We start from the raw sequence: 23,836 nt of genomic DNA, 5'->3' as shown, positions 1-23,836 counted from the left end.
TCACTCGATCCAATCAAGTGATTTTAGGAACGCGACCGTCTTCTCCATCGTGTCGCGATAAATCTTTCCTCCCCCATCGGTCTTCTTCGCGTTGAAGAAGCCATGGGGCTGGCCTTCGTAGAGATGCAGCTCACTGCGAACGCCAACTTCTTTGCAGTCGTCGCGAAAACGCTCTGCCGTTGCAACTGGAATCAAGTTGTCTTTGGTTCCCAAGAACACGATCGATGGTGGGTCATCTTTCGTGATGTTGTGAGCGGGCGAGTACTTGGCGAATTCGTCGCCGACGCGTGCCGTTCCCCATCCGCCGGGGCCATTGTCGTAGACGGGATTGAACAGCAACATCGCCGCGGGTTTTCGCGAAACTCCATCAACAACCTGGTCATCCATCGTGCCCAAGTAGGCTGCCAAATGACCGCCCGCGGAGCCGCCACCGGAAGCCATCCGCTTGGGATCGATGCCAAATTTGCTGGCGTTTGCTCGGATATAACGAAACGCATCCGAGGCATCTTCCACACAGTTGTCCGGCGGAGTTTTGGACTTCTTGTTCAGCAAACGATACTTCACCCGAAAGCAAACCATTCCGCGACCGGCCAGTTCCTTGCTATGCAAAGCAAACTGGCCCGGCTTTCCACCCGTCCAACCACCGCCGTGGAAAAACACCGCGGCGGGACGAGAATCCTCGGCCGACCAATCCGCCGGTCGCGTCCAGTCGACGAATAGTTCCGTCAACTTTCTCGAGGAATCATCCGTGACTGTTTTGTAGATGAACTGGTCTTCCACCACATCGCTCGATGACGGCGCGTCGAGCGTGGCGTCTTGACCTAGAACGCGATCGCCACTTCCAAACGATTGGCAAATGAGTGCGGTGGCAAAAGCAAATGCAATCGAATGTCGGTGGCTCATCGTGTCCTCAGCTCTTTTGAAGTGCGTCGCGAATTTCTCGCAACAGTTGAATGTCCTCGCTCGGCTTGGCGACTTCTTCCTCTTCCGGTTCATCTTCCATTCGCGACCGAGCAGCGTTGATCAGCTTAATCGCTACGAACAAGGCAAGGGCGATCAACAGGAACTCAAAAATGGTTTGAGTGAATGGGCCGTAGTTCAAAATGGGATAGTCCTGAACCAGCATCTCGGCACCTTCGCCTTCGATGATCTTGCCCGCATCGTCCAGCTTGGGCGACTCCGTTTCGATCGTTAGAGCGGCCTCTTTGAAGTTGACTCCGGAGCGAGCTGTCAACAGATTGATTGGTGGCATGATGATGTTATCAACCAATGACTTCACGATGCCACTGAAGGCACCGCCGATGACAACGCCGACCGCCAAATCAATGACGCTGCCCTTGAGCGCAAACTCTTTAAACTCTTGAACCAAACCCATAACGTCCCCTCGCTCTTTTTTGGTGTGCACCACATCCAACAAAACGCAAACACAACGCTTGCGATGAATGCGGACAGACTAGGCGAGTGACACCTGTCTACCAAGCCACCGGCTTCAATTTGCATTTGCATCGTTGTTCAATTGAGCCTGCTTTTGAATAGTCAAAACCGCGACAGGATTGGCAACTTCAGAGGTGAGCCATCTTCCATTCCGGTGGCGTATTGGTGGTGAGGTTTCCGGAAGCGACAGGCTCATCAATCGTCACCGCCAATGCCAAATCACAGATCAAATCAGCAAGTACACTGGCGATCTGGCGGACCGTGTCTTGAATGCTTCCCAAATATCACAACTGAGATGGACCCGATGAATTGGAAATGTTTCGCGAGCTTGTTGGTGCTGTTTTTCCTGAATGCTCAGGTGAACGCCGATGACACGACTTCGTCGAAAGACACAGCCGCTGACGAAAAATCGAGCGACGAGCTAACGGACAAATTCGTCACGACCGAGCATTCTTTCAGCGTTGCCGGTGAGACCATTGACTACACCGCCACCGCCGGTCGACTCGTCATGCAGACTGACGAACTGGATCCGAAGGCCGAGGTCTTCTTCGTCTCCTACACAAGAAAAACAGACGACGTCACCAAACGTCCGATCACCTTCTGCTTTAACGGAGGGCCAGGTTCATCTTCCGTTTGGTTGCACTTGGGGATGTTGGGGCCAAAGATCATCCGCTTTCCCGATGACGCGTCGTTTCTGCGACCGCCCTATCACTTGGACGAAAATCACCAAAGCCTGCTCGACATCACCGATCTGGTTTTCATTGATCCGGTAAGCACCGGATACAGCCGTCCGGCAAAGGACGTCAACAAAAGCGAATTCCATGGATACAACGAAGACGTTCGTAGCGTCGGTCAATTCATTCACGACTACACCACGATCTTCGAACGTTGGCTCTCACCCAAGGTCATCCTTGGTGAAAGTTACGGTGGACTCCGCGTGGCGGGACTGAGTGGTTATTTGCGTGATCACTACAAGATGGAACTCAATGGCGCCGTCGTCATTTCCGGCGCGATCAACTTTCAAACGCTTCGGTTCTCGCCCAGCAACGACGTTCCCGACGTTTGCTTTCTGCCGACCTACACCGCAACGGCTTGGTACCACAAACAACTGAACGACGAACTGCAATCATTGCCCCTGGCCGACGTTGTTGCGGAATCGGAAAAATTCGCCTATCGGCAATACGCTCCCGCACTGTTGAAAGGAACCAGTATTGGCAAGAAGGAGCGTGAACGTGTCGCCAAAGAACTGGCTCGTTTAACGGGTCTGACGGAAGACTACCTGCTGTCGTCCAACTTGAAGCTCTCGATGCAACGGTTTGGCAAAGAACTGCTTCGCGACGAAGGTTTGACGGTCGGTCGATTTGACGGTCGTTACACCAGCATCGATCGTGACTCAGCCGGCGAAACACCTGAATTCGATGCCAGCGGCGCTGCGATTTTCGGCCCCTTCACGGCATGCCTGAACGACTACATGCATCGCGATTTGAATTACAAGGATCGCCGCGTTTATGAAATCCTGACTGGCAACGTGCACCCGTGGAGTTACAAACCGTTTGAGGGTCGTTACGTCGACGCTTCAGAAACGCTTCGCGGCGCGATGGCCGCCAACCCATCGCTGAAATTGTTCGTCGCCTGCGGTTACTTCGATTTGGCAACGCCTCACTTCGCGATGGAATACACCATCGATCACATGGGGCTCTCACCGGAACGAAGCAAGAACCTGACGATCAAGCACTATGAGGGCGGACACATGATGTACATCCACGAACCGTCGCTCAAACAACTCCGCAAAGACTTGGTCGAGTTCTATGACGAAGCCGTTGGGCACTCGGCGGATTGATTCCCGGTGCTTCGCTGGGCGAGTGTCACTTTGGATGCAATTCAACGCGATTCGTAGCAACCTCCATTCGCGTTAGCGTTAGCGAACTGTCGATCCGATGAGCCGTACCGCGCTCGCGGCGGTTGACAGGACGCCAACCGGGACGAACGCCCTAATAGCTCATCCAGCGTGACTGAGTCGAATCAGCAACTGCTCTGGAACGAGGCCGCAAACGTCGCGGCGATCTATGAGTTTGAGATCAATGCGGCTTCGGACCACAACGATGGATCTTCCGCGACCGGGAAATCAGTGCTCAGCGTCAACGCTTGGTTGCCCAGTTCCCGGTCTGCGACGAGGTAGTAGAAACCAATTTGAGATTGATCCTTCGGGTCGTAACCCGTGAGCGCATCGGCGGGAATCAAACCCGATAACTCATAGCCGTCATGTCGCGGAATCGCATGAATCTTCAAGGCGTCCGGGCGGATCGGCTTTGGATTGGTCCGAGCTCGATTGATTGGCACCATTGCCGCGACGGGGCGTTCCCGCTTTGGTCCACCACCAGCGGGCAGCCACAGGAAGCGATGACAATGCTGTGTCGCTCGGTGAATGTTCGGGCTGTTCCGCGTGTCCATCCATAAATGCAGACCATCGCTCTCATCCAACCGCGTCTCGCGGCACCATGGCAGCTGACGCTTTCCGTTGACGAGCAAGTGAAATCCGATACCGGACACGTCCCAGGCGATGCGTACATCCGCGTAGATCGGACCGCCTGACAGGGCAGCGAACGATGGCACCCGGCACGATGTCGGCAAAGACAAACCTCGCGAGGTCCAATCCAACGTGTGTTGTTGCAGCCGAACTTCGAATCGGAACAACATCGTGGGATCGAGAAGGGGACCTTTGGCAGAACTCAAGACTACAAACCTGCTCGTGACATTCTTTGGGACCAATCAGCCGCGTTGACATCGCTGCGGCAACCAAAAGCGTACCGGGTTCGTTCCAATTGGGAATGGTGGGAAGCTCGCAGCACCGCTTCCCGTTCTGGCAATTCCCCATCGCTGGCTTCATCCGGAAGCGCGCCGTGTACGTCGTTTCAGTAGGCGAATTGTGGAGGTTTCTTCAATAAAGCGGGCGTGAAACTGACGGGACTTTACCCAACCGGAACAACCTGAACGGTCGAGGTGAAAACGAAATGCTTTCCCAGGCGATTTCAATTCCCCAGCCCTTCAAGTCGCCGATAGCGTGCGTTGGAGCGGGATCTCCATCAGACGATTTTGACGGCGCCAACTTCGGCAATGCCTTGCCGCTCTGTCCCACCTCACAGCCCACCATCACATTTATACAAACTCCGGTTTCGCAGTGAACTCATTATTCCAAGACGTCGTTCGCTGATCTCCGGCCAAAACATAATCATGAAAACTCTTTCCCCCATTCGTCATTGTTCCAGTACCGCCAAACGCCTCGCTTTGTCGGTCGCCATTGCCGGTTCAGTCTTCGCTACCGGGCTGGCCCCCTCACTCGCCCACGCCAAGCGAGTTGACTCTGCTCTGACCGGCGGCATTTCCATTCTCGTCCATCGCTTTGACGAAGAAGCCGCCCCCATCGACCCGGCACCTGTCGTCGTTGACGAAGCCAAAGACAAAACCGAAACGAAGACCGACGAAGCCGACAAGCCAACTGACGCAGCCGCCACCGACCAAATTCAAAAGACGATCGTCGCGATTCCCGGCACGCACGATTCGATTCCAACCGTTACCGTCGACCTTCACCCCGAAACGGTCCCCGCCGAAGTTGACCAGCCCGCTGCAGACGGAACCGAAGCCGTCGAGGATGAACTGCAACTCGCCGCCGCCGACGCTGAAGTGGCTCCCGCTCAACCAACCAGTGTTCGCCGCACGTCATCCGACTTCAATGAAATGCTGGCCGCCGTCGCCGCTTCGACCGCAGCCAAAATCGGCATTCCTTTGGAACAGTTCCTCGAACCGTTCGCGATGATTCGCACCAAGGCTAAACTGCCACCGGTTGCTGGCGAACTCGACCCGTCGATCGGAGCAGCCGTCGCCGACGACGAAGCCCTGGCTCAAGCGGTCGCACTGAACCGTTGGTGGTTGGATGAATCCAAACCTGAAGTCGACTCCGACAAGAGCGTGCTGCAAAGCCAAGTCGTCGAAAAAGCATCGAAGCCAACATCGACGCCTCACAAATTCACGATCGACGTTCGCGAAGAGCTGGCTGCTCTCGCAGCAGAAGAACCCTTCGATGTCACTCAGCCCGCGGTGATCTTGCCCTTCATCGCCAAGCATGACTTTTCGGCCCCCGCAACCGAAAACTCGGCTGAGCCCGCAACGGAACCCGCAGTTGTCGAGGAAGAGATCGATCGTTTGGCGGGAAGCTCACCCGTCATCGTGACGTTGGAAGAAGCGTATCTGCCATACGACTTGAACGAGGGCGACATTCACCAAGCCCAGGTGGTGAAGTCGTCACCGGACTGCTTGCTCGAGGAAGCGGTTTGGCAAATCAGCAAGTTGGCGGATCAGGCGGAATGCTTCTCGCCACGAGAATTGGGCGGATTGTTGGCAGATGTTTCGCGTCGACGGGCGAGCATCGAAGCGGATGTGTTGGATGTCGTCGCACACGATTTGGCGTCAATCGTTGCGACGCCAGTTCCGATGATGTTGGTTGATGGCGAACCGGTGCCGAAGCCGGTTGCTGATGCGGAGCCGGACGCCGTCCACTCGATCGACACAATGGTCGTCGACGGCGAAGTCATTCCGGCTCCGATCCCGGACGCTGTCCCCGATGAATTGCCCAACTCGGCAATCATTGAAATCATGCTGGTCGATGGTGATTTGGTGCCCGCCCCCACGCCTGACACTGCACCGGATGCACCTCAGGCGGCACCAGCCATCCCGACCATGTTGGTCGATGGCGACGCGATCCCGGCACCGACGCCGGATGGAATTCCCAATGGGCTCGTGAGCTTGGACACGGCCACCGGAATTGAATCGATTGTCGCCGTCGATGTGGTCCCCGAATCGGCTTATCCAAAAATGAACCCAGGATTGGATCCCGCCACGTTGGATGCCGAAACCCAATTGGCCACGCGTCCCGAAGACGAGAGCGTTCAACGCTAGCAGAATCAGGCGATTCGCATTCCACCGCGAATCACCATCATCACTTCGAAGTCGAAACCCACGATGTTGATTACCAACGTCGTGGGTTTCGCTCGTTTATACTTGCCGCACAAGTCTCTATCCCCGTGTCTCAATCCTCGTGCGGAAGTTGCATTGATGAACCTCAAACGGATCTTTGGTCTCGGACTCCTACTCGGCTTTGCTCTCAGTTCTCAATTCTCTTTTGGACAAAAACCGGACGCGAAAAAGGCCAGCCAGCGCAAGAATGTTCTCTTTCTCATTTCCGATGACTTGAACACTCGCATCGGTTGCTACGGCGATCCGATCGTTCAAACACCCAACATTGATCGCTTGGCCGCTCGAGGGGTCTTGTTTGAAAACGCCGCCTGCCAATATCCGCTTTGCGGACCCTCACGCAATTCAATGCTGTGCGGCCTCTACCCCGACACGACTGGCATTCACGGCAACGCCCAAATCTTTCGTGATTCTATCCCTGAACGCTGGTCGCTCCCGCAAGCGTTTCGTTTGGACGGGTACTTCGCCGGACGAGTTGGCAAGCTGTATCACTACAACGTGCCCAAGTCGGTCGGAACAAACGGCCACGACGATCCTGCCTCCTGGGAATTGGAACTGAACCCCGCCGGTTGCGATCGACTGATCGAAGAGCCAGACATCTTCACGCTTCGAAAGGGTGCATTCGGCGGCACGCTTTCCTGGTACGCATCGCCTCGCCCCGATGAAGCCCACACCGATGGGATGCTCGCCGATGATGCGTCCTGGGTCTTGGAACGATGTGCCAAACGCAACGACCGCCCGTTCTTCTTGGCCGTTGGTTTCTATCGACCGCACACACCTTATGTCGCGCCGAAAGAGTACTTCGAGCCTTACAAGCTGGAAGACATGCCCTTGTTCGACAACGTGGAAGAAGACAATGCTGACGTCCCCGCCGCTGCTTTGTTGAGCAAGAAGAAGGAACAGGACCTACTCAACGATGAACTGCGGCGTCAAGCGATTCAGGCTTACTACGCCAGCACAACGTTCATGGACGCTCAAGTCGGCAAGGTTCTCGACACTCTGAAGCGGACCGGATTGGACAAGAACACGATCGTCGTGTTCACCAGCGATCACGGCTACTTCTTGGGCGAAAAAGGGTTGTGGCAGAAACAGGCTTTGTTCGACAAAGTCGCTGGTGTGCCGTTGATCATCGCCGAACCGGGACGCACCGAAGGTGCAATCGCGAAGTCACCTGTTGGCTTGGTCGACTTGTACCCGACATTGGCTGAACTGTGCGACGTTCCCACGCAAAAGTTGATGCAGGGACAATCCCTCGTGCCGATGTTGCGTGATCCATCGCAAACCGGTCGCGGCTATTCCATGTCGATGGTCGCGCGAAACGATCGCCAGACCAAGCAGCGCTATTACGGCTATTCGATTCGAACCGAGCGATATCGCTTGACACTTTGGGACGACGGCAAGCGAGGAACCGAACTCTACGATCATCAAAACGATCCCGAAGAGTTCACCAACTTGGCCCACGGGGAACGAAAGAACGACCCCAACAACGCCAAAGTGATTCGCGAGCTGACTGAGAAACTAAAAGCAGAAATGGCCAACGGGATGCCTGCCTCCGGAAAACGGACGGAATACAAAGTCGGCAACTGGAACCCAATGCTTCGAATCGACAACTGAGCGGGGGCGACGGCGGTCGCCGGCTTCTAGCTTCTAGCTCGTGCTCGTGCTCGTGCTCGTGCTCGAGCTCAGCGGTTCTGAATTCGAAACGCCAGTTGCTGCAGTTCGCTGGCCAGATCCACATTGATGATCGCTGTGCCCGGTGGCACGCGAAGGGTTGTCGGTGCGAAATTCAAGATACCTTGGATTCCGCCGGCCAGAACTCGCGTTGCCACTTGGCTGGCCTGTTCGCTCGGCACCGCCAGAATTGCCAGTTCCGGTTTCGCCGTCGCCAACACTTCTTCCAAATCGTCCAGCGAACGAACCGTTGTGCCGCCGACCTCGTGTCCATACTTCGCAGGATCGGTGTCAAACGCCGCCGCAAGCGAGAAACCCAGGCGTTCAAAACCGCGGTAACGCAGGAGCGCGTTGCCCAAAGAGCCGACGCCAATCAGCACCGCTTTCCACTGCACGCCGGACCCCAAAACCGCGCCAATCCGTTCGGCCAGAATCGCGACGTCGTATCCGACACCTCGGCGACCAATCGACCCAATCGAGCTGAGGTCACGACGAACGACGGCGGGCGACACGTTGACCATCGCACCCAGGTCACGGCTGTTGGTGGAAGACTCTCCCGCCGCCAGCAAACGGTGCAATTCGCGGTAGTAAAGAGACAATCGACCGACCGCTGGAGTCGACAACTCGGCCCTACGATCGCCCTCATCGGAACCACCTGAATCGCTCGTTTCGTGATCGGTGTTCATGTTCATGATCCAGCCGCACAGTCGTTGCGATTGGAACAACCCGCAAGGTCGGCAGGACTTGACGACCCAATCGTTCCGTTTTGCCAGGACTGCCCTGTTTGCTTGTTCAACGAGTGTCCCGCAGACGATGAAGTTTGTGCATCAAGATCAGTTTTACTAGTCCGCAGAGTTCTCGCCTGTGCCTCATACGCATTGGGCACAGCTTATCTCTGACCGGCTGGTAAGTGAAGCCTTACCGACCCTCCCTGGCCCACGTGTGGGCCATCCCGCTCTCACTCCCGCAGCCTCGGCCTTCGTTCAGTCGACGGGCAATCTGCACGACCGTGACAGTGAATCAGGCAGCGGATCGGTTTAGCAGTCTGGGTTTTGATTGGTTAAGAGGTCAAGCCGGGGGGTATCCGGCAGGCCAAAGGAAGCTGCGTTCATACAACGTCCCGTTGTTACCTGTGGAGAAACTTACGATGAAACGTTTGTGGTTGTTGCCTGCATTGATGATCATCTCGATCGTCTCGGGCGCTAATGCTGCTCACGCTGCTTACAGCGGCGCGATCAGCTACGAAGGTTGTAGCAGCTGTGGTGGTTCCGTTGTTGCCGATGGATCGGTAATGGCAGAAGGCTCAGCTGTCGCTGGTGGTTCGGTTGTCGCTGACGGTTCCGCCGTCGCCGGTGGCTCATACACCGTGATGCGAACCGTTCGCGAAACTGTGATGGAGCAAGTCGAAGAGACTCGCTACCGCACACGGAACGAAGTGTACTTCGAAGACCAAGTGGTCAACCGTACGCGGATGGTTCCAGAGACTCACCAAAAAGAAGTTCAGTACACGGTCATGGTACCGTCGTACGAAACACGCCAACGCACGATCAACTACACAGTCAACAAGCCTGTGTACGAAACTCGTGAAAAGGTGATCAACTACACAGTCAAGAAACCTGTGTACGAAACTCGCACGAAAACGATCAACTACACCGTTAACAAGCCTGTTTACGAACAGCACCAACGGGTGATCAACTACACAGTCAAGAAACCTGTGTACGAAACTCGTACGAAGACGATCAACTACACGGTCAACAAGCCAGTGTACGAAACTCGTCAAAAAGTGACCAACTACACCGTGATGGTGCCAACGTACGAAACTCGTACGCGAAACATCAACTACACGGTTTACAACACCGTGCAAGAACAAAAGGTTCGCACGGAAAACTACAGCGTCAGCGTTCCTCAAACGTACACCAAGACCATCACGGTCAAAGGTGGACACTGGGAAACTGTGACGGAAACCGTTCCTGGACCGATGATTCGTCGCACCGTGCGTGAGCCCGGTACTTCGTACTTCGATGCAGCAACTTGCCGGACCGTGTACTGCCCAGGCAAATGCCGAGTGGAATGCGTTCAAGGTTGCCCCAAGACGATCTGCAAGAAAGTCTGGGTCCCAACTTGCGAGCAAAAAGAAGTGACTTGCACCAAGTACGTCTCAGAATGCCGTACTCGTGAAATCCCTTACACCGTGTGCCGTCGCGTTCCTGAGTGCCGCACCAAGACCGTTGAGTACAAAGTGTGCAAGATGGTTCCTGAGTGCCGTACCAAGACTTGCAACTACACCGTGTGCAAGATGGTTCCTGAGTGCCGTAGCAAGACGGTTGAGTACAAGGTCTGCAAGATGGTTTGCGAAAACCGTCAAAAGACCTGCAACTACACCACCTGCAAAATGGTTCCTGAGTGCCGCACCAAGACTTGCAACTACACCGTTTGCAAGATGGTCTGCGAGCCTCGCACCAAAGTTTGCAAGTACACCGTCTGCAAGATGGTTCCTGAGTGCCGCACCAAGGTTTGCGAGTACAAAGTTTGCAAGATGATCCCAGAATGCCGTACCAAGACCGTGTGCCACACGACTTGCCGCAAAGAGTGCTACCAAGAAACGATCAAGGTCAAGAAGTGCCGCAAAGTTTGCGAGCCTTACACCGTGACTCGTTGCGTGCCACGAGTTGTTTGCAAGCAAGTTCCTGTCACCGTTTGCTGCCCAGCTCCAGCTTGCGGATGTGCAGATCCTTGTGCAGACGCTTGTGCTCCAGCATGTGCACCTGCTTCGGCTGGTCCTATCCGTAGCTTGCTCAAGGGAATCCTTGGCGGCAACGGCTGTGGCTGCGGAAACGACTGCGGTTGCGACGCTGGCTGCGATGTTGCACCAGCTTGCGGTTGCTAATTGAATTCGGATCTCAGGGGAGCCCCCTACGACGGGGCTACCCGGAGAACCACTGACGTAACGCTCTCCACAAAGCGACCCCATCCGACTTCGTCGGCCGTGTTGATTCGGACATCCGACCGAACAACGAATCACCGGCCACGAAGTCACCGGGGTGCTCCTGTGGAAACTACGCGATCAAACAAAAATGGGGACGAACTTGCATGACAAGTTCGCCCCGTTTTTTTTGCGCGGACGTCTCGCTCTCAGCCCTTCAAAGCTGACTTGATCGCCGAGACCAATTCTTCGTCCGATGGTGCGACCTTCGATTTGTAGCGTCCGACAACTTGACCATCGCGACCGATCAAGAACTTCTCGAAGTTCCAACTGATCGGACCTTTGCCCGCCGGTTTGGCTTCAACGCTGGTCAACTGTTTGTACAAAGGCGACGCGTCATCGCCATTGACGTCCACTTTGCCCATCATCGGGAAGGTGACGTTGTACCGAGCGCTGCAGAATTCCAAAATATCCGCGTTCGTGCCAGGTTCCTGCGAGCCGAATTGATTGCAAGGGAACCCGAGGATGACCAATCCGTCGTCTTTGTGGGCTTCGTACAGCGATTGCAACCCAGCGTACTGCTTGGTGTAGCCGCACTTGCTAGCGACGTTGACGATCAGGACGACTTTGCCCTCGTAGTCGTGCAGATCCACTTCCTTGCCTTCGATGGTTTTGGCCTCGTGAGCCAACACGCATTCGTGATCCGCAGTGGAGTCAGCGGCGGAAACAGGTTGAGGAGCATTCATCAGACAACCCAGGGCGAGCGTGAGAAGCAAAAAACGTGACATCGATTTTCCTGTGGGAAAACAAAAGGGAGGGGGAGCAAAACAAGCATCATCACTATAACCGTGTCGCCAAGGGGGGATTGCGAAATGCCCGCCGCAATTCGAAAATCAAACTTCCCCCACGCATCATCCCCCAACTTGCATTCCACCATGAATTTGAAAGACAAAGTCGTTGCCATCACCGGTGGAGGCACCGGAATCGGTGCAGGGATCGCTCGCGAATTAGCGATGGCAGGTGCGAAAGTCACCATCGGTGGCCGTCGCGAAGCACCGCTGAAGGAACTCGCCGGGTCCATCGATTCCCCCAACCCTGTTCGCACGCACACCATTGATGTTGCCGAAAACGAGAGCATCGAAGCTTTCTTCCAAGACGTCCGAACCAACGTGGGTGACGTGGACATCTTGGTCAACAGCGCCGGAATCAACATTGCCAAGCGGACCATGGCCGAAATGGATCCCGACGAGTGGGACCGCGTTCTTCGAATCAACGCGACCGGCGCCTACCGCTGCATCCACCAAGTGATCGGTGCGATGCGAGACCGGCACGATGGATTGATCATCAACATCTCCTCCGTGGCCGGTAAACGAGCCATCACGCTGGGCGGAGTCGTCTACTGCGCCAGCAAATTCGCGATGACCGCGATGGGAACGGCCGTCGCCAATGAAGTCCGTCACGAAGGTGTCCGGATCACCAACGTTTATCCCGGCGAAGTCAACACGCCGATTTTGGACAACCGCCCCGTACCGGTCAGCCAAGAGCACAAGGAATCGATCCTGCAACCCGAAGACATCGCTTCGGTCGTGCTCTCGATTTGCCAACTGCCACCGCGAGCCTGTGTGCCCGAGATCGTAATCAAACCCACCACGCAAGAATGGGTGTGACTTCGCCGACGAAGACTCCATCGGCCATCGTCACGGGAGCTTCCGCGGGCCTGGGTCTGCACGTCTGTCGTCGACTGCTCGGCGAAGGCTATTCAGTCACGATGCTGGGACGCAATCCGGAACGACTCGATCAAGCATCAGCGACTCTGGCGAAAGAATTCGATGGCAAGATCGTCAACACATTCGCCGGTGACGCTTGCGATTCGGAAGCGATGAACACCTTGGTCGAACAGCACGTCGCGAAATTTGGATCATTGGATGTCTTGGTCAACGTTGTTGGACGCAGCGATCGTGGGTTGCTGATCAACAGCGGTGCCGCGGAACTTGAATCAATGTTTCGCGACAACGTTGTCTCCGCATGGACTTGTTGCCGTGCCGCCTATGACGAACTCAAGAAATCTCGCGGCACGATCGTTAACCTCGGTTCACTCGCTTCCCGAGTCGCACCGCGTTACCTCGGTGGCTACGTCATCGCAAAACACGCTCTGGTCGGTTTTTCACGACAACTTCGAATGGAGCTGGAAGCGGATGGAATCCATGTCGGTGTGGTTTGCCCGGGACCCATTCGCCGTGACGACGACCAACCGATCGACCGTTACGAAACGGACAAGAAAGCCGGCGTTCCTGCGACGGCGGCCCAACCCGGCGGCGGAGCCAAGCTGAAGGGTTTGCCGCCCGAAGAAGTCGCGGACGCCGTTTTGCGATGCATTCAAAAACGCAAGATCGAAATCGTGTTGCCGCCAAAGGTGCGAGCTTTGATGGCCATCAACGCAGTTTCACCAAGACTGGCCGATTGGTTGCTAAGCAAAAGCACCGCCTGATTCCTCACCGCCCAAAGTAGGCCAGGTCCCACCTGGCATGGTGAAACGCCAAACTCAGAACGCACTTGCGTATCAACCAAATCAATCGCCTCGCTTTTGGCAAAGCATCGGCCTGAACGCCAGGTACAACCTGGCCTACGGTGCAAGCTCAAGCGTCGACGACGACTTCGCTGACCGGTTTGGCAACGCACAAAACCGCTTCGCCATCTTCGACGTCGCACTCAGGTGTCTCGGCATAACGAACTTCGCCTGAGAGCAAACGACGGACGCAAGCTCCACAATCTCCCGAACGACACCCTGAATCGACATCCACGTCCAATGATTCAGCCACGTCCAACAAACCGTCCATTCCAGCCTCAAACGAAGCCGACTTCCCGCTGGTCTGAAACGTCACGTTCCAACCAACAGAGTCATCTGAGTTTGATTCATCAACGTCCGACGCATCAGAACAAGGGTCGCACGCCGGAACCGCCAACGCTCCCGCCGATTTAGACTTCCCGCCAAACGATTCAAACATCACACGATCGGCGGACGCTCCGCACTCGATCAACCCTTCGGCAATCGCGTTCATGAACACATCTGGTCCGCAAATCAAATATTCGCCGCGGTGATGACCGAGACGTTCCACGATCCGCTCCGCTGACAACCGTCCAACCGAGTCACCCGGTCGCAAATCGTCGTCTTCCGGTTTGCTGAACCAAAGATGCACGCGAACTCCTGTGGTGGCTTCCAGCATTTTCGCGATCTCGCGAATCGGTGCCAGGAAAGGTGCATCGACTGCATTTCTTACTTGATAGAACAAATTGACGTCGCGGTCCGTCCGTTCGTTCAAACTTTGAAACAGCATTGAGAGCATCGGAGTGATCCCGATGCCCGCGGCGACCAAATTCAGTGGCTCTAGATTGGCGCTTTGGCTCTCCTCCACCGAGTAATGGAACCTGCCCTTGGGAGCTTGAATCTCGATCCGATCGCCAACATCAATTGTGTCGTGCAGCAGATTACTCATCGTCCCGCCCGGAACCCGTTTCACCGTGATTCGATAGTGCGGTTCATCGGGTCCGCTCGAAAGGCTGTAGCAACGCGAAACATTCTTGCCTGACGACGGATCCTTCAATCGGACTGTCAGGTACTGACCGCCCAAAAATGGCGGGAACGGTTCCCCATCGGTAGGAACAAAAACGAAGGAGCGACAATCCAGCGATTCGTCTTTGACCGATTGAACGCTTGCCGACCGCCAGCCTTTCCAACGACTTGGATGGTTCGTCACATCGGGCTTCGCTGCTGAAGCGGACTGATCAGCCAGCTTTGCTGATACGGCATCAATAGCTTTGCCACTGCGAAGTTTTGGAAGCCGTTTTCGCGTCAGCCGTTTCCATTCCCATTCTTCGATCGCGTCGGCGCTACCGACGAACAGAAGGAAGCAGCTTCCACAGAAAATAGCAGCGAAAAACAACGATGGAGACACGGCTCAAACGCTCGAAAAAGTGGAAGCAATCAAATTCAACAGGTCGACCAATGAATTTGTTGCTCCGCCGAACGAGCATGCGCGTCATGAAAAACGGAATCCCTCGCAGTCATGCCACGACCGGTCAGTTTGCACCGATTGTGTCGGTTCAGCAGATTGCTGCCGTAGCTCACTTCGTTCGGTACGGCCTACTGTTGGATCTCAACGACGTAGCCGGATTCGCCGAGAATTCGGTGGAGTGAGTTCTGGGCAGTGGGGCTGCCGTAGCTCTCTGCGTTCGGTACGGCCTACTTTTGGAGCTCAACGATGTGGCCGGATTCGCCAAGAATTCGGCCGGGGTGAGTTTTAGGCAGTAGTGCTGCCGTAGCTCTCTTCGTTCGGTACGGCCTACTGTTGGAACGCAACGATGTAGCCGGATTCGCCAAGAATTCGGAGGGGTGAGTTCTGGGCAGTGGTACTGCCGTAGCTCACTTCGTTCGGTACGGCCTACTGTTGGGACGCAACGATGTGGCCGGATTCGCCAAGAATTCGGTTCGGTGAGTTTTTGGTAGTGGTGATGCCGTAGCTCTCTTCGTTCGGTACGGCCTACTGTCGGAACGCAACGATGTAGCCGGATTCGCCAAGAATTCGGTGGGGTGAGTTCTGGGGCAGTGGGGATGCCGTAGCTTACTCCGTTCGGTACGGCCTACTGTTGGGACGCAACGATGTAGCCGGATTCGCCAAGAATTCGGTGGGGTGAGTTCTGGGGCAGTGGGGATGCCGTAACTCTCTTCGTTCGGTACGGCCTACTGTTGGAACGCAACGATGTGGCCGGATTCGCCAAGAATTCGGTGAGGGTAAGTTCTGGGGCAGTGGTGATGCCGTAACTCTCTTCGTTCGGTACGGCCTACTTTTGGGGCTCAACGACGTGGGCTGATTCTCGGCGTCTATTGAATCTGCGAGTGCTAGACGATCACGTCATCAGGGCTGTCACTGCCTGGGCTTTGACCAATTCGCGGGGTTGGTTGAGGTGGTTGTAGACGATCGTCTCGGGATCAATGCCGAAGCTGTGATAGATCGTTGCGAGGAGCTCCGCCGGATGGACTGGATTGTCCACGGGAGCAGACGCGGTCTTGTCGCTCTTTCCGTAGACAAAGCCTCGCTTCATGCCGGCACCCGCAACAACGGCGGTGTAGCAATAAGGCCAGTGATCACGGCCATCATCGGAGTTGTTATTGCCCGACGTGCTGACCCCACGCTGCGGGCTGCGTCCGAACTCTCCAACGGCGACAACCAAGGTCTCTTCCAACATGCCACGTTGGTCCAAATCCTCGATCAGTGTCGTCAAACCATTGTCCAGCATCGGAGCGGATTGGTCCTTCATTCGCTTGGAAAGCCCAGAGTGATGGTCCCAGGAGTGATTGTCACTATTGGCTACCTTGGGCCAGATGACTTCGACGACACGCGTGCCCGCTTCGACCAAACGTCGAGCCAACAAACAACTCTGGCCGAATGAGTTGCGACCGTACGCGTCACGGAGGACATCGTCCTCGGCGGACAACTGGAACGCGTCACGGGCACGACCGGACAAAATCAGCGAGAGTGCTCGGTCGTAGTTTTGATCGAGCTCGAACTTTTCAACCGCTTCGTTGATGACCGGCATTTGCTCGTTCAATGCCTGACGCAGGTTCGCCCGACGCTGCAGACGAACGTCAAAGACTTCGTCACGAAGCGACAAATCATCCGTGCGAATCTTTTGAAGCTTGTCCATATCCATGTCATCGCCGGGTGGGTACAGCGTGTATGGATCGAACGCTTTGCCAAGAAAACCGGCTGTGCCGCCCTTCCCAACCACGTTGGATTCTTGCAGAGGACGCGGCAACATGACGAACGGCAGCATGGGTTCGTCGAGTGGTTTCATCTTGACGATGTTGCTGCCAAAGTTGGGAAAGTCCTTTGGCGATGGCGGTTCGAGTTGTCCCGACGGGCTGACCTTGTCGGTCGTGTACCCCGTCATCATTTGGTAGATCGCCGCGGTGTGATTGAACAAACCGTTGGGCGTGTACGACATCGACCGGATCATCGTGAACTTGTCGTTCACCTGAGACAAACGCGGCAAGTTCTCGGTGAATTTGACCCCGGGAATCTTGGTTGAAATCGGGTTGAACTGACTTTTGACGTTATCAGGGACGTTTTCTTTGGGATCCCACAAATCCAAGTGACTCGGGCCACCTTGCAGATAGACCATGATGATCGACTTGGCTTTTCCCCAGCCCGGTCCACCACCGTGGTGAGCGTCGGCTTTGCCGGTCGCCTCGGCGGCTTGAGCTTGGTTGGATTGCAATTGCATGATCTGTGGCAACGACAATCCAAACAGCGACGCACCACCGACTCGCAAAAACGCACGCCGGGTTTCGCCCAAATGAGGGTCGCAAAGATCTTTGGCACGCGGGCCTTTGAAAGACAACATTGTTTTCTCGAAGATTGGTGGCGACGGATCAGTGGTTGAACAAGAAGGCGGGCGAGTTGACGAGGGCCCAGACCAAGTCTTCCGCTGCGGTCAGGCGAACGCTGCCCAATTGAGTCTTGGACCGTTCCACGTTTGCTCGCAGTTCGACCAAAGACGGGTCGATCGGTGTCTCGGCCTCAAAGCGTTTGCGTCGCTTTTGCAGAGCGACAATCTGCGCGTCTTCCGGCAGCGGGCGTTTGGCTTGGTTCAGTGCGTCACGGGCCGACTTCAAATCGGGGTTGATCGTGGAAACGTACTGATCGATCGTTTTTGACAATGCTTCGCCACGTTGGTCGGCCGGGGTACGTTCCGCGGCGGCGAAGGTCTCCGACAATCCCAACGGGATTTCGCCCGAATCCGTGGTCACGCTGATCCGGAACCGTCCCAATTGATGATCTTTTGCATTGTGGTTCTGAGCCAGTTCGAACCGCAAACGCGTCTTCCCTTTGCTCTCAATTGGTTTCGCAAATTGGAAGGTTGCCCAGTGCTCGTGTCCATTGGCTCCGGATACGGCCCAGGCTGATTGGTTGCCGGCATTTCCGTCGAACGTGTTTTCAATTTTGAAACCGTTCTGCAAGAAGTCCGCTGAGGCTCGGGCAATCTTGACGGTTGGCAGATCTTTCGATTGGATCTTCGTGTCCGAGCCAGTCCCGTCCGATTCAGTCCCGTCCGATTCAGTCCCGTCCGATTCAGTCCCGTCCGATTCAGTCCCGTCCGATTCAGTCCCGTCCGATTCAGCCCCGTCCGAGCCAGCACGAACGGTAATCTCCGTGACCACGAAGTTTCCCGCGCGACCCGGACCGTCTTGTGGCAGGCTCGGGTCAGTGAGTGCTTCCACACGGAAACCAGTGATGCCCGTCAGGTTGGTTTCGAAGTCAACAATGTAGGAACCGTTGCCCTGCTTTCCGCTCGCCAAAACGCTGCGATCGGGCTGAACGGCCAACGTCGCTTGGTTGGTCGCGGACAATGAGATCGGTGTCAAAGGATGCCATTCCGTGTCGGCCTTTTTCTCCGCCAAAAACGCAGCAACCAACTCGGGCAATTTCGCTTCTTGATCAGCAAGGTTCTGAGTTGCCTCGGCGATCTTCTTTTGACGGTCGGCCTCCATTTTGGCTCGTTCATCGGCGATCTCCACACGTCGAGCTTCAATGTCATTGGCGAGCTTCGAAAGCATCTCTTTGCGTGACGCTTCCAACTTAGGGAAACGCTCCGTCCAAGCGGCTTCTGCATCCGCCAAACGCTGAACCAGCGTTTCGTGGTCGCCAGCGATCTGCGAATGAATGGTCGCGAAAGCCGCTCGTTCTTTGTCGGTCGGGTAGCGGCCCAAGGCTCGCAAGAAAATCTCTTCCGTAACGGCCTCGTCAGTGGAATTTTCTGCGACGATCTTTTCGAGTTCGTTCTTTGGGTCGCTGATCGCGGTGCCGATCGTCGGACCACTGATCAGTGCCATCACCGGACCGAGCTGCAGGTCCGTGCCTCGTTCACATTCACACGCGGTTTCTCGGACGGGACGACCAAGGTTCGCGAGGAAACCGTCGGTCAGAGCCACCCCCGAATCCGTTGCGGCGGCGGCACGTGTCCCAGCCGGCATGCCGGGAATTTGGCTGGTGGCTCCCGTGAGCGAGTGGACTGCGTCGAAGATCACTTCAGCTGGCAGACGTCGCGGTGTCGCGTGGGAGTAGTTCAGATGATCGTCTTCGTTCCATTGATTGGACTCAACGGACAACTGATAAGTTCGCGAACTGACGATCAATCGCATTAGATGCCGGGTGTCGAAGTTCGACCCGATGAACTCGTCGGTCAAGTAGTCCAACAGCAGTGGGTTAGTTGGCGGGTTACCGGCGCGGATGTCATCGATCGGTTCGATCAAACCGACACCGGTCATGTATCCCCAGATGCGATTGACGTAAGAACGCGCGAAGTACGGATTGGCTGGATCCGTCATCCAGCTCGCGAGTTCCTCACGTCGCGTGGGTGTGTCGTTGGATTTTGAGACCAACGTTTGTCCATCCAATGGAGCAATTCGTGTCTGCTGCTCAGATTCGTTCGCAACATTACCGGCCAACTCGTAAGGAAACGAGGGCACAACGTCTTCGCCCGTTCGAGCGTGTTGAACTTCGGAATCTGCCGAGTCAGCGATGATCTCGAACAGTGGCGTGGCACCTTCGACCGCCGTACCACCAATTTTTCGATTGCCAGAGTCTGGATCCTTCTTCCGATCAACTTTGGCGAAGTAGGCCGCCAGCTCGTAGTACTGGTCTTGGGTCCAGCGTTCGAACGGGTGATCGTGGCACTTGTTGCAATTGAAGCGAATGCCAAGGAACAGGTGCGTCGTGTTTTCCATCGTGTCCTCGGGGGTCCGGAGGACTTTGTAATACGACGCGGCCGGGTTAGTTTGGTTGGACCCCGACGCTGTCAGAATCTGATAGGCAAACTCGTCGTACGGACGATTTTCTTCGACCGCTTTGCGGATCCAGTCGCGATAGAGTTTTGTGCCTTCGACGCCCAGAAACTTGCGGTTGACCTGCAACAGATCCGCCCATTTGTTCGTCCAGTATTCGACGAAGTCCTCGTTGCCGATCAGTCGATCGATCACGGCTTGGCGTTTGAGTTTGGTCGGCGTTTCATCCGCCAAAAACTCTCGCACCGTTTGGCTGGTCGGAGGCAACCCAGTCAGGTCCAAGTGCACGCGGCGTAGGAAGGTGGCATCGTCGGCAACGTCACTGGGAACGATTTTCATTCGATCCCACTTCTGAGCGACCAACTCATCGATACGCCCCCATGTGTCCACTTCGGCTTGTTCGTATCCCGTTCGATCACCCATCACGGTCAGCGTCGTAGCGGCGTATGCGCCTTCAAAACGAGCCAGCACAGGTGCTTCACCACGACGAACAGCGTGGAGCATCCCGCCGGTTTTTGCGGTCGCGACTTCGGTGTTGCCCGAACTGATGAACGCTTCCCGCGTCACATCTCGAGCTTCGCCGTTGGCATAGGTCGCAACGATACGGACCTGTTGCCGAGCGTCGGTGGACTGAACGACGGGGTTGCGCGGGGAAATTTCAAGTGAGGTGACACGTGGCGTTTCCAAATCAAGTTTGGAACCATCAGCGATCCAGCGATGCAAGACCGCGTGATAAGGATCGCCCTTCTTCATCAGCGTGCCGCCCTCGTGAGGCGTGATGCCCAACGGTTTGCGAAGCATCATCGAATCATCGGGAGCAGACGGATTGATGCGTCGCGCGGCCAAATCATCCGTCAGGGCTCGAATGTCGAAAATGGGGTCATAACCTCGCAGCGACAAACGAAAACCGTTCTTGCCTTTCTGAGCCCCGTGACAGGTGCCTTGATTGCATCCCAAACGAGACAACACCGGGTTCACATCACGGATGAAATCGACATCGAATTTGCTTTGTCCAGTGATCTCGATCGGCAGCGTGTGTTGATGCGATCCGAAGCTGACGGTGACTTCGCCGACGGAATTGCTTTGAGGACGAATCAGACCACCGGGGAGACTGACATACGAGTCTGATTTTGACACATTGATTTGACGCGTTACATCAATTGTCGATCCATCATGTCGTTTTCCGATGGCGACGAGTTGAACGTAGTCGTACGGCGAAGTCAGCGAAATCGACTTCGGAACAACGGATATTTCGACGACATCGGAGGGTGCGACCGCCGACTCAGGTTGCACGTCACTCGCCTCATCGGCGGGTTCTAGTTTGGCGTCTGCGAAATCCAAAGTGGGTGCGGTTGCCGCGAGTACTTCATTCGAGACCGATTCATCTTGCGGAACGGCGTGAAATGACCGCACCAGCTTTCCGGTCGCTTCGAGGTGTCGAATTTGTCCGTCGTTGGCGGCAACAAAGACACTCCCGTCGTTGGTCAATTCCAACGAATAGGCGGCCGCGTCAGGCAGTTCGAAATGCACCGTTTGCGTGGTCGTTTGGTTGACCGATTCGTCGACCTTTTTCTTTTCGTCGGCGGAGCGATTCGCAACGCGTTTGCCGAGAATGGCTTTGAGTTCATCGGTCAACTCGCCGGTGAAGTCGTACTTCCACACTCGCAGTTCAGAGTGCCCGTCGATCGTTGCAACGGCGGCGAGATGCGTCCCAGCTGAGTTCACGACAACTTGGCGGATGCGTCCGTTCAATCGAGGTAGATTGCGAACCAAGTTTGCATCGTCACCAATTTGTCGTTTTGTTTGACGAAAGACGCGATAGACTTTCGTCACACCATCGGATCCGCCCACCACGATTTCATCGCGAGAAGGATGCATCGCGACGCTGGACAATCCGCCCGATAAAGCGCCCGGGGTGATGGACGTGACATTGTCAATGAAGCGTTCGGTTTCGACTTCGGTCAACTTGCAAGTCATGTCTCGCGCGACCGAAACCAAGTGCTTGCCGTCCGGCGTGAACACCGTGTCGCGAATCCAATCTTCGTGTGCACCTTGGAACAAAACTTGTTCACCGGTGGCTGAGTCCAAGGCTCGCACCGTGTTGTCGTTGGCTCCAATCGCGATTTTGGATCCGTCGGGCGACCACGATAAACCCGTGATCGTGTCGTAGGTGATTTGCCGCGAAAGTTCTAACTTGCCGGTCGATGCGTTCCAAATCTGTAGTTCACCCAGTTCGCCGGGCATGCCACCAGCGGCCGCGATGCGAGATCCATCAGGTGAGAAGCGAACGGAGTTGATGCGAGGCGAAATACCCACCAAACGAGTTTGCATTTCGCCTGATTTCGCGTCTAGCAAACAAATCTCGTGGTAACCCGCGATTGCGAGCGTTTGCTCATCGGGCGATAGATCGATCGATGGCAGGGTCGGCGGCCCGGCGTATACCGGTGGCTGGTCCGCATCGAATCGCGGGCCGGATGTTTCAGGGGAATCGTTCTTCGCACCTTGCTCGATCCATCGCCGAATCGTATCGACCTCGGTTTCGTGCAAAGGTTTCCGAGGAGCCTTGGGCATTTCGGCAACGCCCTCGTGCGACGTGATCAAGGAGATCAAATAGCTCGAATCGGCATCTCCGGGAACAATTGCCGCATCTCCGCTTTCGCCGCCGCGAATCAACGCGTCAAAGTCGGTCATGACGTATTCGCCCAATTGCTTGGCGCCTTGATGGCACCCGAAGCAATTGGTTCGAAGGATTGGCAAGACGTCGTCGTGATAACTGACGTTGTCCGCATCGGTTTCATTCGCTGCCGAACTCGGTGGAGCACCAAGGGCAGAGAGAAAGAAGAGTCCCGCAACGGCTAAGTGGGGAAGTGGGGATCGCGGTGACTGTTTGGACAGCGTGACCAACGAAATATCTATCACGACGAATTTCCTTCCAAGCAGATGCATGGGGACGAAAAATCATCGCCGATCCGAATCAATCCCGGGGAGACACTGATTCGGTAGCCGTGTGGGAGGTGGCAGGCGGGAGCGGGGTGAATCCCCGCTTACGCACAGATTAGTGGCGGATTCCAAGTTGGTCAAGGAAAGGATGAACCTAAATTACCCGGAAAGAGAGCGTGACGCTCCATAGAGCGGCAAAGGCTCCCAGTTTGTGTTCACCGCTATCAGATGCTGAAAACAGATGCCACTGCATCAAACGATCGCTGACTAGCGATGAATCAGTCCGCTGACTGGTGCAACGAAGACGGGATCGCGAATGACGCTCGGCAGCGACGATTGGTCGTTCAGGTCCAAGGCGTCGGTCGCTGGATCTTGCACGGGCTGTTGAGCTTCGGGCTCCGGCAGAACGGATTCCAGTTCGTCAGGACTAGGGCGATGCAATGTTTCCGCTTCCTCCAGTTCCTCGGCGACCTCTTTCATCAGCACGGGTTCTTGATAGCGATCGACATCGGTGGCATCAGCGGATCGCGATTGACGAGGTCCAACGGTCAGAACTTCCCATGGCTTGGGATAGAAATAATGTTGCTCGACTCGTTGAGGTGGGCAGTGTTTGCCGTGCAATGCTCCTTTGATGCCGTTGTCGTCGTACAAACCCAACGCATCGGCTCGTTGCCAAGCCCGTGCTTCTTGGCTGGAAGGAGCGATGATTGCCGCGGTCTTACCACCGAGGTACGTCGGGCGGTTGTATTGGCGTCGATACGATTCTGGCATCCGGCTACCGACCGGTCCGATCACATCGATCCGCTGCGCTCCGTCGGGACGCAGCAATGGAAAAGGCCAATCGGCGTGGCACTCGTTGCTGGCCCAACCAGCCAACATCGCGACCAACAATACGGGAACCGACGCGTGAAGTGAGTTGACTTTCATGAGACTGGCGGCACTGCATCCTGCGAAACCGAACGAAGTAAACGTCGCAGATCCTTTGCGACATCCATCGA

At 55.7% G+C, this 23,836-nt stretch carries 16 protein-coding genes; 7 read left to right on the top strand and 9 right to left on the bottom strand.

The genetic code is table 11. From position 1 onward, the window contains the following. Together RB_RS04445 and mscL are read right to left on the bottom strand one after the other, a co-directional pair. Nucleotides 1-903, bottom strand: a complete 903-nt coding sequence (locus RB_RS04445; protein ID WP_164921514.1) for an alpha/beta hydrolase — start codon at nucleotides 901-903, stop codon at nucleotides 1-3. Nucleotides 904-910: 7 nt separating this feature from the next. Next, nucleotides 911-1,375, bottom strand: a complete 465-nt coding sequence (gene mscL / locus RB_RS04440) for a large conductance mechanosensitive channel protein MscL (RefSeq protein WP_164921513.1) — start codon at nucleotides 1,373-1,375, stop codon at nucleotides 911-913. A gap of 363 nt (nucleotides 1,376-1,738) precedes the next feature. Here mscL and RB_RS04435 point away from each other — a divergent pair, with 363 nt between their 5' ends. Further along, entirely contained in the window at nucleotides 1,739-3,274 is a 1,536-nt protein-coding gene (locus RB_RS04435) for a S10 family peptidase (RefSeq protein WP_231846218.1), read from the top strand. A 224-nt stretch (nucleotides 3,275-3,498) separates the two neighbouring features. On the opposite strand, the gene RB_RS04425 is transcribed toward RB_RS04435, so the two are convergent. Beyond that, on the bottom strand, nucleotides 3,499-4,047 hold the full coding sequence (locus RB_RS04425; protein WP_007327833.1) for a DOMON domain-containing protein: 549 nt from the start codon (nucleotides 4,045-4,047) through the stop codon (nucleotides 3,499-3,501). A 618-nt stretch (nucleotides 4,048-4,665) separates the two neighbouring features. Between RB_RS04425 and RB_RS04410 the strand changes: the two genes are divergently transcribed. Together RB_RS04410 and RB_RS04405 are read left to right on the top strand one after the other, a co-directional pair. Next, nucleotides 4,666-6,387, top strand: coding sequence for a hypothetical protein (locus tag RB_RS04410; protein WP_164921510.1), 1,722 nt, complete (start codon nucleotides 4,666-4,668; stop codon nucleotides 6,385-6,387). Between the two features lie 156 nt (nucleotides 6,388-6,543). Next, the gene (locus tag RB_RS04405; RefSeq protein ID WP_164922709.1) at nucleotides 6,544-8,076 is read left to right on the top strand and encodes a sulfatase; all 1,533 of its coding nucleotides are present in this window, start codon (nucleotides 6,544-6,546) and stop codon (nucleotides 8,074-8,076) included. Nucleotides 8,077-8,144: 68 nt separating this feature from the next. Here RB_RS04405 and RB_RS04400 read toward each other — a convergent pair whose 3' ends face one another. Then, on the bottom strand, nucleotides 8,145-8,825 hold the full coding sequence (locus tag RB_RS04400) for a redox-sensing transcriptional repressor Rex (protein WP_007327827.1): 681 nt from the start codon (nucleotides 8,823-8,825) through the stop codon (nucleotides 8,145-8,147). Nucleotides 8,826-9,280: 455 nt separating this feature from the next. Between RB_RS04400 and RB_RS04395 the strand changes: the two genes are divergently transcribed. Then, nucleotides 9,281-11,020, top strand: a complete 1,740-nt coding sequence (locus tag RB_RS04395; RefSeq protein WP_011118733.1) for a hypothetical protein — start codon at nucleotides 9,281-9,283, stop codon at nucleotides 11,018-11,020. Nucleotides 11,021-11,265: 245 nt separating this feature from the next. Here the strand turns inward: RB_RS04395 and RB_RS04390 are convergent, their stop codons facing one another. After that, a complete protein-coding gene (locus RB_RS04390) occupies nucleotides 11,266-11,844 on the bottom strand; it encodes a glutathione peroxidase (protein WP_007332895.1) in 579 nt (192 codons plus the stop codon). A gap of 147 nt (nucleotides 11,845-11,991) precedes the next feature. Here RB_RS04390 and RB_RS04385 point away from each other — a divergent pair, with 147 nt between their 5' ends. Then, nucleotides 11,992-12,723, top strand: a complete 732-nt coding sequence (locus RB_RS04385) for an SDR family oxidoreductase (protein WP_007340751.1) — start codon at nucleotides 11,992-11,994, stop codon at nucleotides 12,721-12,723. Then, nucleotides 12,714-13,544, top strand: coding sequence for an SDR family NAD(P)-dependent oxidoreductase (locus tag RB_RS04380; RefSeq protein WP_164921509.1), 831 nt, complete (start codon nucleotides 12,714-12,716; stop codon nucleotides 13,542-13,544). The genes RB_RS04385 and RB_RS04380 overlap by 10 nt, the downstream gene beginning before the upstream one ends. 148 nt (nucleotides 13,545-13,692) lie before the next feature. Here RB_RS04380 and RB_RS04375 read toward each other — a convergent pair whose 3' ends face one another. Continuing rightward, nucleotides 13,693-15,009 carry an FAD-binding oxidoreductase gene (locus tag RB_RS04375; RefSeq protein ID WP_011118731.1) on the bottom strand — a complete coding sequence of 439 codons (1,317 nt, stop codon included), beginning with the start codon at nucleotides 15,007-15,009 and terminating at the stop codon, nucleotides 13,693-13,695. A gap of 86 nt (nucleotides 15,010-15,095) precedes the next feature. Between RB_RS04375 and RB_RS04370 the strand changes: the two genes are divergently transcribed. After that, nucleotides 15,096-15,251, top strand: coding sequence for a hypothetical protein (locus RB_RS04370; protein ID WP_164921508.1), 156 nt, complete (start codon nucleotides 15,096-15,098; stop codon nucleotides 15,249-15,251). Nucleotides 15,252-15,961: 710 nt separating this feature from the next. Here the strand turns inward: RB_RS04370 and RB_RS04365 are convergent. The 3 genes from RB_RS04365 to RB_RS04355 all read right to left on the bottom strand — a co-directional run bounded on the left by RB_RS04365 (nucleotide 15,962) and on the right by RB_RS04355 (nucleotide 23,765). Then, complete coding sequence (locus RB_RS04365; protein ID WP_011118727.1) at nucleotides 15,962-17,458, bottom strand: DUF1501 domain-containing protein; 1,497 nt, start codon at nucleotides 17,456-17,458, stop codon at nucleotides 15,962-15,964. A gap of 28 nt (nucleotides 17,459-17,486) precedes the next feature. After that, complete coding sequence (locus RB_RS04360; protein WP_011118726.1) at nucleotides 17,487-22,844, bottom strand: DUF1549 domain-containing protein; 5,358 nt, start codon at nucleotides 22,842-22,844, stop codon at nucleotides 17,487-17,489. A 261-nt stretch (nucleotides 22,845-23,105) separates the two neighbouring features. Further along, a complete protein-coding gene (locus tag RB_RS04355; RefSeq protein ID WP_011118724.1) occupies nucleotides 23,106-23,765 on the bottom strand; it encodes a hypothetical protein in 660 nt (219 codons plus the stop codon). Nucleotides 23,766-23,836: the final 71 nt, after the last annotated feature.

Source organism: Rhodopirellula baltica SH 1 (genome assembly GCF_000196115.1).
In the GTDB taxonomy this organism is placed as follows: Bacteria; Planctomycetota; Planctomycetia; order Pirellulales; family Pirellulaceae; genus Rhodopirellula; species Rhodopirellula baltica.
The sequence above is the reverse complement of the archived record's forward strand: the minus strand, read 5'-3'. Positions and strand labels throughout refer to the sequence as shown.

Excerpts from the sequence above, each read along its gene's own strand:
- RB_RS04355 (WP_011118724.1), bottom strand. The coding sequence starts at position 23,765 with ATGAAAGTCAACTCACTTCACGCGTCGGTTCCCGTATTGTTGGTCGCG.
- RB_RS04395 (WP_011118733.1), top strand. The coding sequence starts at position 9,281 with ATGAAACGTTTGTGGTTGTTGCCTGCATTGATGATCATCTCGATCGTC.
- RB_RS04365 (WP_011118727.1), bottom strand. The coding sequence starts at position 17,458 with ATGTTGTCTTTCAAAGGCCCGCGTGCCAAAGATCTTTGCGACCCTCAT.
- RB_RS04385 (WP_007340751.1), top strand. The coding sequence starts at position 11,992 with ATGAATTTGAAAGACAAAGTCGTTGCCATCACCGGTGGAGGCACCGGA.
- mscL (WP_164921513.1), bottom strand. The coding sequence starts at position 1,375 with ATGGGTTTGGTTCAAGAGTTTAAAGAGTTTGCGCTCAAGGGCAGCGTC.
- RB_RS04380 (WP_164921509.1), top strand. The coding sequence starts at position 12,714 with ATGGGTGTGACTTCGCCGACGAAGACTCCATCGGCCATCGTCACGGGA.
- RB_RS04445 (WP_164921514.1), bottom strand. The coding sequence starts at position 903 with ATGAGCCACCGACATTCGATTGCATTTGCTTTTGCCACCGCACTCATT.
- RB_RS04370 (WP_164921508.1), top strand. The coding sequence starts at position 15,096 with ATGAAAAACGGAATCCCTCGCAGTCATGCCACGACCGGTCAGTTTGCA.
- RB_RS04435 (WP_231846218.1), top strand. The coding sequence starts at position 1,739 with ATGAATTGGAAATGTTTCGCGAGCTTGTTGGTGCTGTTTTTCCTGAAT.
- RB_RS04400 (WP_007327827.1), bottom strand. The coding sequence starts at position 8,825 with ATGAACATGAACACCGATCACGAAACGAGCGATTCAGGTGGTTCCGAT.
- RB_RS04405 (WP_164922709.1), top strand. The coding sequence starts at position 6,544 with ATGAACCTCAAACGGATCTTTGGTCTCGGACTCCTACTCGGCTTTGCT.
- RB_RS04390 (WP_007332895.1), bottom strand. The coding sequence starts at position 11,844 with ATGTCACGTTTTTTGCTTCTCACGCTCGCCCTGGGTTGTCTGATGAAT.
- RB_RS04360 (WP_011118726.1), bottom strand. The coding sequence starts at position 22,844 with ATGCATCTGCTTGGAAGGAAATTCGTCGTGATAGATATTTCGTTGGTC.
- RB_RS04410 (WP_164921510.1), top strand. The coding sequence starts at position 4,666 with ATGAAAACTCTTTCCCCCATTCGTCATTGTTCCAGTACCGCCAAACGC.